At 40.5% G+C, this 12,526-nt stretch carries 10 protein-coding genes; 5 read left to right on the plus strand and 5 right to left on the minus strand.

All coding sequences use genetic code 11. The annotated features are described in order from the left end of the window. Positions 1-117: 117 nt before the first annotated feature. Genes AC2D3N_RS03690 through AC2D3N_RS03705 form a run of 4 tightly spaced genes read right to left on the minus strand, consistent with a single transcriptional unit; the run spans position 118 to position 4,983 of the window. Positions 118-1,248: an XdhC family protein gene (locus AC2D3N_RS03690; RefSeq protein ID WP_484692814.1), complete on the minus strand. Its 1,131-nt coding sequence runs from the start codon at positions 1,246-1,248 to the stop codon at positions 118-120. 30 nt (positions 1,249-1,278) lie between these two features. Continuing rightward, on the minus strand, positions 1,279-3,387 hold the full coding sequence (locus AC2D3N_RS03695; RefSeq protein WP_484692815.1) for a xanthine dehydrogenase family protein molybdopterin-binding subunit: 2,109 nt from the start codon (positions 3,385-3,387) through the stop codon (positions 1,279-1,281). Next, positions 3,384-4,379 carry an FAD binding domain-containing protein gene (locus AC2D3N_RS03700; protein WP_484692816.1) on the minus strand — a complete coding sequence of 332 codons (996 nt, stop codon included), beginning with the start codon at positions 4,377-4,379 and terminating at the stop codon, positions 3,384-3,386. The genes AC2D3N_RS03695 and AC2D3N_RS03700 overlap by 4 nt, the downstream gene beginning before the upstream one ends. 1 nt (position 4,380) lies before the next feature. Beyond that, the gene (locus tag AC2D3N_RS03705; protein ID WP_484692817.1) at positions 4,381-4,983 is read right to left on the minus strand and encodes a 2Fe-2S iron-sulfur cluster-binding protein; all 603 of its coding nucleotides are present in this window, start codon (positions 4,981-4,983) and stop codon (positions 4,381-4,383) included. A 222-nt stretch (positions 4,984-5,205) separates the two neighbouring features. Between AC2D3N_RS03705 and AC2D3N_RS03710 the strand changes: the two genes are divergently transcribed. From AC2D3N_RS03710 to AC2D3N_RS03730, 5 genes are all read left to right on the plus strand, one after another. Next, positions 5,206-6,099 (plus strand): C39 family peptidase, encoded by an 894-nt coding sequence (locus tag AC2D3N_RS03710; RefSeq protein ID WP_484692818.1) that lies wholly within the window; start codon positions 5,206-5,208, stop codon positions 6,097-6,099. Positions 6,100-6,137: 38 nt separating this feature from the next. Next, positions 6,138-6,674, plus strand: coding sequence for a hypothetical protein (locus AC2D3N_RS03715; RefSeq protein WP_484692819.1), 537 nt, complete (start codon positions 6,138-6,140; stop codon positions 6,672-6,674). Positions 6,675-6,720: 46 nt separating this feature from the next. Beyond that, positions 6,721-7,362, plus strand: a complete 642-nt coding sequence (locus tag AC2D3N_RS03720; protein WP_484692820.1) for a lysozyme — start codon at positions 6,721-6,723, stop codon at positions 7,360-7,362. 135 nt (positions 7,363-7,497) lie between these two features. After that, positions 7,498-9,624: a caspase family protein gene (locus AC2D3N_RS03725; protein WP_484692821.1), complete on the plus strand. Its 2,127-nt coding sequence runs from the start codon at positions 7,498-7,500 to the stop codon at positions 9,622-9,624. A gap of 154 nt (positions 9,625-9,778) precedes the next feature. Beyond that, entirely contained in the window at positions 9,779-11,989 is a 2,211-nt protein-coding gene (locus tag AC2D3N_RS03730) for a peptidoglycan-binding domain-containing protein (protein ID WP_484692822.1), read from the plus strand. A gap of 129 nt (positions 11,990-12,118) precedes the next feature. Here AC2D3N_RS03730 and AC2D3N_RS03735 read toward each other — a convergent pair whose 3' ends face one another. Further along, complete coding sequence (locus tag AC2D3N_RS03735; RefSeq protein ID WP_484692823.1) at positions 12,119-12,445, minus strand: hypothetical protein; 327 nt, start codon at positions 12,443-12,445, stop codon at positions 12,119-12,121. Between the last annotated feature and the right edge of the window lie 81 nt (positions 12,446-12,526).

Here is a 12,526-nt window from a genome sequence, read left to right on the forward strand (position 1 = left end):
TACTATAAGTAGCTTTTAGCTTTCAAGAATGTCCTAATAGATGTGGCAACTGCTATAACTTACTATTGCCTATTGCCCATTGCCCATTCCCTATTGCCTCTTGCCTATTCCCCATTGCTATAGTTGATGAATTGACCCGACCCGATATTTTAATGATCCGCCTAAACGATCGGATAAGACGGCGCGAATTTCTGCTAGAATAGAAAGGGCAATTTCTGATGGGGTTTCTGCCCCAATATCTAATCCGATAGGACTATAGAAATGATCAAGCAGTGCATAATTTAAGTCTAACTCTGTTTGAAGTTCCTGTAGAATTTGTTCCGTGCGTTGTCGGGAACCTAACAGTCCGATATAGGGTAAAGATGAGGGGAGGAGAAATTTTAATAACGTCCGATCGCATAGATAATTATGAGTCATGATCACCGCCACTGTATAATCATCAAAATCAGCTAAAATTCGACTTAAATTATACTCAATTTCTTCAGGATGAGCAATAATAATTTGATCGGCTAAGGGAAAACGGCCGGAGGTGGCTGCATCAAGTCGATGATCAATAAGGGTCACCATCCAACCCAGTTCTTTTGCTAAATTCACTAAGGGAATGGCATCTTCACCCCCTCCAAATACGATTAAAGAAATAGCCGGCTTAATAATATCAATGAAAACTGGAACTTCAGTCTGATTCCAGAGATAGGTTTTCACCTGAGATTGTTGATAATTGAGAGCAGTTTTAGTATCTTGAATGATGGCTTCAGATAATTGAAAATCTTCAATAGAGTTAATCATCACTCCGGTTTCATTAACCAATACCTTAAAATCTATTAGAGAATTTTCTTGGATTTGAAATAGAGTGGCGATCACTCCTAATTTTCGAGCATTTAAACACCCATCAATAAACTGAATTTGTTGTCTATATGTATGCTTTTCTAAAGGTTCAATTAAAACCTTGATCACCCCATTACACCCCAATCCTAAACCCAAAATAATATCCTCTGGGGCAGTTGTATCATAAATAATTAATTGCGGTTGACCCGTTTCGATAACTTGTTTTGCCCATTCACAGACATCATTCTCTAAGCAGCCTCCACTAATAGAACCGACTCGTTTTCCATCTGCAAAAATTAACAATTTTGCCCCAATTTGGCGATAGGCTGAACCCTGAACCTCAACAACCGTTGCTAAGGCTGTTTTTTGACGATGATTTTCAGCTTGATCAAAAGCTTTAATAATAGCTTTAAGTTCATTCATGACAGGGGTTTTGGGTTGGAGAAGAACCGTTCACATACCTAACAACTGATCGGGAGTCATGGGTAAATCCCGCAGTCGCTTACCTGTGGCATGATAAATCCCATTGGCGATCGCCGCGGCTACCCCCGTAATCCCAATTTCACCACACCCTCTAGCCCCCACGGGGTTAAAATTCCGATCCGGTTCACCCACGAAGGACACCTGAATGCGGGGAATATCTGCATGGACAGGAATGTGATAGGTAGCCAAATCATAAACAATTGGTAATCCCAGATGGGGGTCAAGCTGACATTCCTCCATCAAAGCATCCCCAATGCCCATAATCACAGCCCCTCGAATTTGACTGGCGGCGGCCTTGGCATTGATCACCCGACCAATATCCATCACCGACACCCAGCGTGTCACCTGAACTCGACCCAAGGGTTCATCCACTTCTACCTCACAAAAATGAGCCCCCCAGGATTGAAACGCCCATTCCCGGCTTTCCGTCCCCGGTTGAGATGATCCTGTAGCCTCGAAAAAGGGTTGTCCCGACTCCCGTAATATCTGTAATGCCTCGGTTGTGGTATTGGCATTCACCTGTTTAAGCAGTTCTTCACAGACATTCACAACAGCCGGGGCCAAGGTTGCGGTCATCATTGATCCGCCTGCTAGACCACCATTGGGTAACTGAGAATCCCCAATTTCCACCCGGATGTTCTCAACGGGCAAATTCAGGGTTTCCGCCGCACTAATGGCAATCACCGTATAAGCACCCGTCCCCACATCATTTGCAGAGGTCAGCACCTGGACTGTACTATCGGGGAATAAACGCACCGTTGCCGAGGCCATGAAACGCAGACCCGGAAAGGTCGCCGCCGCCATTCCCCAACCGACAAATTTTCCGTCCCGGGTGAGACTGCGGGGCTGTTGGGGGCGATCTTTCCAGCCAAATTGTTCGGCCCCTACCTGCAAACAGTCGGCAAAATGTTTAGCGGAAAAGGGGAGTTGGCTGCGTTGATGTACGGGGGTAGCATTTTTTAACCGTAATTCTACGGGATCAATTCCTAACGTCCAGGCGAGTTCGTCCATTGCCGATTCTAAGGCAAACATTCCTGGTGTTTCCCCTGGCCCTCGCATATAGGTAGGCATCCCCACATTTAAAATAGCAATTTCTTGTTTAAGGGATAAATTGGGCGTGGCATACATCACCGGAGTCACCGCAATACAATTTTCGGCAAACGTGGGATTGACGGGGGAAGTCTGGGATTTGGCATGATGTTCAATGGCTAGAAGTTGACCGTCCGCAGTTGCCCCGATTTTAAGGTGTTGTTCCGTTGCTGAACGGTTTCCCACAATCATCGTCATCTGTTGACGGGGGAGCACTAATTTCAGGGGGCGTTGGATTTCCCGGGCAACGGCTGTACAGAGAATTCCATGGGGCCAAGGAAAGGCTTTCGCACCAAAAGCCCCACCAATATAGGGAGTCACGACCCGCACCTGTTCAGGGGGAATGCCAAACAGGGTAGCGTAGGTTTGTTGATGCAGCGCCACCCATTGGCTTGGTTCATAAACGGTTAAGTTGTTATCCTGCCAATGGGCGATAATGGCGTGGGGTTCCATCATGGCGTGGAGTTCCATGGCCGTTGTGTAGGTGGCACTGATCTGACATTCGGCGGTTTCTAGGGATTTAGCGGTATCCCCCTGTTCTAAACCCGGTGTTCTGGGGGCGGTGATAAATAAGGCACTTTTGGGATTAATCAAAGGAGTGTCGGTTTCGTATTCCACCTGAACTAACGTAGCCGCATGACGGGCGCGTTCTGGAGTATCGGCCACCACTAACCCAATAATTTGTCCAGCGTAGTGAATTTCGTGATCGGCCAAGGGCAGACGGGATTCATAGATTTGGGAAGTTGCCCAATCATTGGCGACGGGGGAGAGTGGAGGTATATTCTCAGCCGTGGCAATATGCAGCACCCCTGGACTGGCTTGAGCCTCCTGGAGATGGAGGGTTTTAATCCGACCTTTGGCAACCGTCGCGGTGATTAAAGCCCCATAAACCAGTCCCGAAATTTGATGTTCTGCTGCATAGGTGGCACTTCCAGTAACTTTCGCCCGTCCCTCCTGGCGGTTAACGGATTTTCCCATCACATTGCTCATTCCTGTCCTCCTGTTTGAACCGAGGCCATAAGCGCGCGTTCGATCGCCCGTTTTGCCATTTCTATTTTAAAACCGTTATGTTCTAGGGGTTTAGCCTCTTGTAGAGCTAATTCTGATGCTTGTTTAAATGAATCGACTGTTGCGGGTTTGTTCCGTAAAAACTGTTCTGCGGCTACAGCCCGCCAAGGTTTATGGGCTACACCCCCCAAGGCAATCCGAACCGCCTGAATCTGATGATCCCTGACTTCCATGGCCGTCGCCACGGAGACTAAGGCAAAACTGTAGGAGGTGCGATCGCGCAATTTGAGATAAACACCGGATTTAGCAAAGACTAGGGGAGGTAAAATCACCGATGTAATTAGTTCACCCGGTTGTAAATTGGTATCTTGTTCGGGGGTATTTCCAGGTAAACGGTGAAATTCCGTTATCGGAATTTCTCGTTTTCCTGATAATCCTTGGGCTTCTACAACAGCATCTAAAGCAGCTAACGCCACACAAAAATCCGAGGGATGCACCGCCACACAGTGATCACTCGCCCCGAATATGGCATGGAGACGGTTAATTCCGGTTCTGGCAGAACAACCACTTCCGGGGTGTCGTTTATTACAGGGAAAAGCCGGATCGGAGAAATAGGGACAGCGTGTGCGTTGTAGGAGATTTCCCCCGACGGTCGCCACGTTGCGAATTTGTTGGGATGCACCGGATAGAATCGCCCGGGAAAGCAGGGGATAGTCCCGGCGAATGATCGGATGATCGGCAACGGCCGTATTACTCGCTAAAGCACCAATTCGTAATCCCCCCTGGGAGTGAGATTCAATCTGCTGCATCTCGAGGTGAGAAATATCAATTAGGTGTGAGGAGGTTTCCAGATATCCTTTTAACCGATCAATTAAATTCGTTCCCCCGGCAATTACCGTTGCTTGGGGGTGATCTTGGATTCCCTGTACCGCATCCTGCACGGATGTGGCGCGAATATAAGTGAAATTTCTCATATCAGTTATCAGTAACCAAAACTAAAGCATCAGCAGGTGGGGGAGTTTGTCCGATCACCTGTTGCACCGCCGCCACAATGCCATTATAGGCACTACATCGACAGAGATTACCACTCAGACGTTCTTTAATTTCCTGGTCTGAGAGTTCCTGAAGTGTCGGAGGCTGAGTCAGATCCGGTGTCACCGCACTTGCACATCCCCGTTCTATTTCCTGAATTAAGGCCACCGCCGCACAAATCTGTCCGGGGGTACAATAGCCACACTGAAACCCATCCTGTTCGATAAAAGCGGTTTGTAGGGGGTGCAAGGTATCATCATGGGCTAATCCTTCAATGGTAGTAATCTCTTTTCCCTGCTGCATAATTGCCAGAGTCAGACAGGAGTACACCCGTTGTCCGTCAATTAAAACGGTACAAGCACCACACTGTCCGCGATCGCATCCCTTTTTCGTTCCCGTCAGTCCTAAATATTCCCGCAGTGCATCTAAAAGGGTAACTCGTGGTTCTAATTGTACCCTGTGGGTTGTGCCATTAATATCAAGAGTCAGGAGAATTTGCTCCTCCCCTTGTGCTAATACAATTTTAGGCTGATCTTTTAACTGCATTAGGGTTTCACCTGTGTTGGGATTAGGGTTGAATTTAACACCCAATTATAATAGTTCATGCAACAAACTGATAACTGATTTTGACCTAGCCAAAAGTATAGGTTTTTTCCCCACCCAAGGGTTAGTTCAATACTGAACTTAGAGATAGAGCTATTTTCTATTTCTGATTTTATGATTTAACCAGTTTGCACAACCTAAAAGTCCCGTTTGGTGGAAAAAGACATGAACACCTTAGAATATACGTTGCGCTTTACTTCAGATTCTCTCCTGAAAGTTCGACCCTTAGAAACCGCCTATTTATCTTCCGATGAAATTCTGACCTATAAAGCCGGAGATGAAATTCCGATTAGTGCTTATACCCCGAATTTACAAGGGAAATATATTCGAGTTTATTTAGATGAATTTGATCCTCGTTCGATTGAAACTGCACCCAAACAATATTACTGTTTTGGGAATGATGTGGAAATTGTATTAACAGCCACTTCTCGCGGAACAGAAGCCAGTCAACAATATCCTCCGGTACTTCCTCCCAAAGTTGATCTAAAAGTTCCTTATCATTCTCAACTGAATAATTTAGAACATCCTGTGGGCTCTTGTAACGTGACTTCTGTAGCCATGGTTCTCAAATATTATGGCATTGATTCTCGCACAGCCCAAGACATTAATAATGATGTGCAACTCGAAGATGTACTATTTCGTAAAACCGAAGAATGGGATCAACAATATGGATATACAGGTTCTGTAAAAACTCGTCATGAATATAAATTTCTTCAGCGCCTTCTGCGAGAATGGGGTCAAGAATATGGCCCTGGAAAACTTCAAAATACTACTTTTAAAAATGTTACCACAGAACTAGAAATTAAACAACATTTAGCCAAAGGAAATCCGGTGATTGTTCATGGTTATTTTACCGATTCCGGTCATATTATTGTGATCAAAGGCTATGACGATCAAGCCGCAGTTTGGATTTGCAATGATCCCTATGGCAAATGGTTAGGATATCGAGGGGGATATGATACGGATGCAAGTGGTGGAGATGTTCGCTACAGTTATCCCGATTTGCGCGCAGTTTGGGACGTGGATGGTGAAAGTTGGTGTCATTTTCCCCTGTCCTAGAGTTAGTTTTTTAAACCTAATTATTACCCACAAAAATCATGAGTCAACTGGATGAAATCACCCAACAACTAATAGAATTCGATGAAGATGTCCTGAAGGCACAACTCGCGATTCAGGAACAACAAATCACGAATAGTGCGAGATCTAGTTCTGGGTCTTCTTTGGATAGTTTAGAAGTGGAGTTAATGGTAGCACCTAGAGGCGGATTTGATCAGAATACTATTGAAATAGGCGATCGCCTATTTCAAAAATTGAACGTCAAAGCCTATCAATTAATGTGTAGTGAACTGTTTGATGATCAATTAATTCAAACTCAATGCCAAACTTTATTGACAGAAAATCTAGGAAAAGTTGCTGGAGAATTTAAAAATAATTTAGGAAAATTAGCCGGAGCATTAACTCCTATTCTCGCCACCAACTTACAATTAGCGTATCCCATTGCAGCAATTTTAGCTGTCCTAATTATTAAAGCAATTTCTTCAGCAACCGCAGAAACAGTTTGTGAAGTTTGGAAAGGTAAAATTGACCAATCTACAGAAACACCTAACCCGCAATTATTAGGGATCGAGATTTAATTCATAAACCCGGTTTCTAAAACAACAATTAATTAAGGAGAAAAAAATGCAACGAATAGTCGAAATTTTTCCCGATGGCAATATTTATGAATATAAAGACGGTGTAGCAATTAAAGCTATTCCCAGCCACGGACAGGTTAAATTACTGCAAAAAACCTTACAATTTACTCTGGCTAAAACCTTTGCCATTGCTTCTATTGATCAAGTTCCTCCTGTTGTGATAGATAGTGCAACTCGTGGCGGCATGACAATTAATTCAGAGGGAGTAAAACTGATTAAATCCTTTGAAGGAATGGAATTAGAAGCCTATCAAGATGTAGTTGGAGTCTGGACAATTGGATACGGACATACCCAAACCGTCGAACCCGGAATGGGCATTAATGAAGCCCAAGCGGAAGAATTACTCCGTCAAGATTTAGCAGAATTTGAAGAAGCTGTTACAGAAGCAATACAAGTTTCAATTAATCCTAATCAGTTCTCAGCCTTAGTTTCTTTTGCTTTTAATTTGGGTGCAGGTTCCCTGTTTCAATCAACCCTGTTAAAACTATTAAACCAAGGAGATTTTTCAGGGGCGGCGGATCAATTTCCGAGATGGAATAAAGCCGGACATCAAGAATTGCCAGGACTAACACGGCGAAGAAAAGCCGAAAGAGCCTTATTTTTAGGGCAAGATTGGACAGTTTTTTAGATTAGTAAGACAATGCTCTGCCCATCACTTACTCATGACACAAACTTTAATTTAAACACACTGATAGGGTATGGTGCAGGGCATTATTTTACTGATCACAAATTTAATTCAACAAGCAATTAGGGTGTAACTAAAATGAATTCAGCCACAAGTTCAACCTCCAACCTTTATGCCTTATTAATTGGCGTAGATTGTTACTTACCTCCCACATCACCTGGAGGAATATCAATGAGAAATTTAGGCGGATGTGTTCGAGATATTAACCATATTGAAGCATTTTTGAAAGAGACACTGCAATTATCCGACTCAAATTTACTAAAATTAACCGCTTCCAATAATCCGAATTCTCCTGAACCTTTGGAACCCCAAGAACTATGGCCTACCTATGAAAATATGGTGGCTAAATTCAAAGAAATTACTGAAAAAGCGCAACCGAATGATCAAGTTTATATTCATTATTCTGGTCATGGTGCCCAAGCAGCAACCATTTATCCTCAATTAAAAGGTGGATATGCGTTAGATGAAACCCTCGTTCCTACGGATATTAGTCGTTCAGATGCTCGTTATCTTCGAGATGTAGAATTAGCTTTGCTAATGCAAAAAATGGTGGATAAAGGGTTAATTGTTACCTTGGTTTTAGATAGTTGTCATTCAGGTGGCGCAGCCCGTTCTGATAAAGATGAAGGCGTGCGGGGTGTGGATATGATTGATATGACCCCTCGCCCCACCGATAGTTTAGTTGCACCAATAGAGGAGTTAATTCAACATTGGAAAAGTGTAAACCTAACTTCAAAATCTGATCAAGGTAATGCTCGAAATATCAATAGTATAAGTTGGATACCGGAACCCAAAGGTTATCTTTTATTTGCCGCTTGTCGAGATAATGAATCTGCTTATGAACGAATATTTGAAGGAAATGAAAAGAATGGGGCGTTAACCTATTGGTTATTAAAATCCCTCAAAGAATTGGGAACAGGAACCTCTGCAAAAGCTCTACATAATCAAATTTTAGCCAAAATTAATGTCGCTGAACGACGACAAACCCCCATGTTGCAGGGAGAGGGCGATCGCAGCTTTTTTGGCAATACTATTAGCACCTTAGAACTCACTGGATTTGTTCGACAAGTTGATGTAAAAAAAAATCAAGTTGAGTTATCCGTTGGTCAAGCCCATGGCATTAGAAAGGGGTCGGAATTAGCGATTTATCAATTAACAGCAACAGATTTAACCAAAATAGAACAACGAATTGCATTAGTAAAAGTTACTAAACTGGGTGGAGTTAAATCTTGGGCAACTATTACCCAATTTTTAGATAATCATACCCTTGAAGATATTGAAGCAGGCGCGCCCGCACTGTTGCTTTATCCTAATTTGCAATTAGTTCGTAAAATTCGTTTTCAAGAACTGCGAAGTCAACCCTTAACAGTTAAACCTACTATTGTTTTAAATGCCGTTGAATCTGCTATTAAAACGGCAAAAGGTTGGATAGAATTAGCGTCAGGGGATGAAGAAGTTGATTATCAAATTTCGATTAATTCATCGGGAGAGTATGAAATTTTAGATCCCAATGGAATTCCCCTGACTAATGTATGTCGTCCGTTAAAAGTTGATGACCCCAATGCTGCTGATCGTTTAGTCAAACGGTTACTACATTTATCGAAATATAACAGCGTTTTAGCCTTAAAAAATCACGATCCCATCTCCCCCCTTCAGGGAAAAATTAAACTTGAGTTGTATCCCCTACCTGATGACTATGAACTCGGAGAAGAATTAACGACTAAACCTTTTAATACGGTTGATGGTTCTCCGATTTTGGAGGAAGGAAAAAAAGTCCTGGTGAAAATCAAAAATGAATCTTTCCAAACCCTGAATATTACCGTATTAGTGATTCAAACAGATGGAAGTATTAAACAAGGATATCCTAGTGGCGCACGTTATCAATCGTTACCCGCAGCAGGAGAAATTCCTTGGGTAATTGATGCCAGTTTACCAGACGGTTATGACCAAGGAGAGGATATTTTAAAAGTCTTTGCAACCCTTGATGGAAGTAGTTTTGAGTGGTTAGAATTGCCTCCATTAGATACAGAAATTTCCCGTAAAAATGCTGAGGAAGCAAAAACACCTTTAGAACAGTTTTTTGCTAAGTTTTTAGCCAGTGAAGATGCACCGCCTCAACGGAATATTAATACGGTGGTTTCTGCGAGTTCCGAATGGACAACGGAACAGATTAAATTGAGGGTCAAACGAGAGGCTACGACCTAAAGGGACGTTTGAAACGCGCCATCAAGGGGGCCAAGTTCAGTGGAACTAGCAATTAGGCTAGGTGCAGAATTGGCTAGATACAGTAAATTGGGCAAAGCAAGCACAATCGTAGTTCAAGATTCGTTCAGATACACTACAAAAAGGACAATATTCGATGGATACTTTAGGGTGCATTCAAGCTTGGTTAATTTGGCAGGAACAGCAGGAACAGTCAGAAGTTCCTGAGATTCAGATTTCCTCTATTCCTGGTTTACTGATTTTGATTTTGATTCTCACTCCTGTGATCGATTTACATCCTGTACTCGCCGCAGAATTATTAGCTAGAGGAAGTCGAGGTCAAGATGTTGTGGCCTTGCAGAATGATCTCAAACAAGCTGGGTGTATGGCTAAAAGTGTTAGAAGTACGGGCTATTATGGAAAAATTACGAAAGCTGCTGTGAAAAAACTACAACAAACTCATGGCTTGAGAGTGGATGGAGTTGTGGGAGAACAAACTCGCAATGCTTTGAAATCTGGTAAAACTTGCCAGTCATTAGCTAGTTCAGGAGTTCTTAAGATGGGAAGTCGAGGGGAGAAAGTTCGTGAGCTTCAGAGTCAGTTGAATAATTCAGGATTTCAAGTCAAAGAAGATGGGATTTTTGGTCGTGAAACTCGTACAGCAGTCAGAAAAGTAATTCAGGAAGCTAGAGATGAAATCGGTGTCAATGGTAACGGATTGATGCCTTTAACAAATAAGAAACTTGAGGTACTCATAAAAGCCGTCGAAATAGACGATCAAGAAATACAAAATCAAGTGGCTATGCTTTTAGCAGTAGAATTTTATAAAGAAACTTTTTTAAATGATAAATGTAGTGCTTTTCTTAAAAATGGTTTTGATCGGTCAAAATTATGTAAACCTAATTTGATTAAAGTGAATTCAGATCACGGTGATAATAAAATGAAAAAAGTTACTCTACCAATAAGTTTGATGAGAATAATTTTTAATCAAGCTATCAAGCAAGACAATGATCCTAATCTACAGTTTGCTGCTGCTACTTCTCTAGCCTATCTTAGAGAAGAACCAACAGAAACTATGATTAAAATTTTAATTAAAAACTTAAATAATGCTGAAATTATTGAAGATCCGAACTTAAAAATTTCCAATGTTGCTGCTGAAGCATTAGCAGTTATAGGAAGCTATGCTACGGATATAAAAATTATTGCAAAAGAAGTTTCTTCTTTGAAACAATCTTTGATGTCAACAAGAAATGATTATCTTGCTCAATTAATGTTTTATCTGGCAATTAATGGTAATCAAGAAGCTAAAGAAAGTCTCGAAATATTTCTGGTTGATTTATTTAAAAACCCTAATAAAGTTTCTGAAATAAAAGATGTTAACCTATTAAAATCAACTGTAATTTCATACTTAGGAAAAACGGCTGACGAAAATATTTTAAATATTTTTAATCCAATTCTAGGTTTGGCTAAACCTTCAGAACTGAAATCTGAAGATCCAATAATTCAATCTGATATTGTTAAAGAGTTAGGAAAAATTGTTAATAAAAATGATAGTCTCAAAAATGATATTGTTACTATCTTAAAAGAAATCATAAAAAATGATGATAGAGATGTAAGGGTACGAGTAACTGCAACTTTAGAATTAGTCAAAATAAAGCCTCAATTAGCTAACGATCCTGACTTAAAAAATAAGTTTATAAATATCATAGAAAAAAGTAATAAATATCTGGAAAAAGATATAAATTCAATTTCATACGATAGAGAAAAATTGAATGAGGATTCTGTAGTTAATGAATTAGGAGAATTACTTATTATTCAATTAGAAAAAATAGTTGTTAAATTAGAACAAACTTCTATAAAAAATTCGGTATTAAAACAAGATATTATTACTTTTTTTAAGCAGAATTTAGAGAATAACACAATAGATTTAAGACTACGGTTTTATACAGCTTTATCAATAATAAAAATTAGTACAACAACTAACTCATTTATTGAACAAGAATCTCTGCTTAAAAATCAAATTAAAAAAATATTTACAGATGCTTTAAATGATGAAAGAACAAATGTAATGGGCTGTATTTTGAAAAATCATAGCGTACAAAAATTATCCTTTATAAAGGAGGATTATCAAAAATTGCTTGAACTTTGTCAACCTGAAGGCGATCCGGGAGGTAGTGGTCTGTATCCAGCATTCATAAGCATACCACAAGAGAGAGAAAACGCCAGGAAATCTAGCAATAATAGGACTGAGAATAAGTCTAACAATAATAAGGCTGAGAATAAGTCTAACAATAATAAGACTGAGAATAAGTCTAACAACAATAAGACTGAGAATAAATCTAACAATGATAGAAGTAAAGGCTCATAAAAGACTAATAGGCAAAATTTTAACAGAAAGAAATTTTAATCAGCTTGATATTAGAGGAATTAGCTTTCAAAATTCTGTTCTTAAAAATGTAAAGTTTAATTATGCTAAAGCTGGAGTATCAATTTTGTTTCAGTCTGGACTTATTTGTATATCATTAATTTTATCAATCTTAGCTGGAATAATTATATTTTGGTCATGTATCGCAATTGGTGACTTGATGTTTATCCTTGGCAAAAACGTTATAGCTTGTTTAATTAGTTTATTTGTTTTATTGGCTTTTTTTATTATTGCTCTATATAAAGAATTTAGAAATACTCTGGCTTCTTTCACAGTTGCGATTTTTAGTAGCGCTATCTTTATATTTGCTATTGCTCCTAGTACAGATGAAAGCCGAGATTTTACAGGGCCATTAGTGTTTGGATTAATCATGGATATAGGAGTAATAGCAGGTTTCACAATATTAACTTCGGTTATAGTTATTCTGGGAACATTGACTACTCGAAACTATAAGGTTAAAGTTGCGATATTCGTTGGCTT

It is taken from the genome of Planktothrix sp. PLAVEN19ND, from assembly GCF_057220675.1.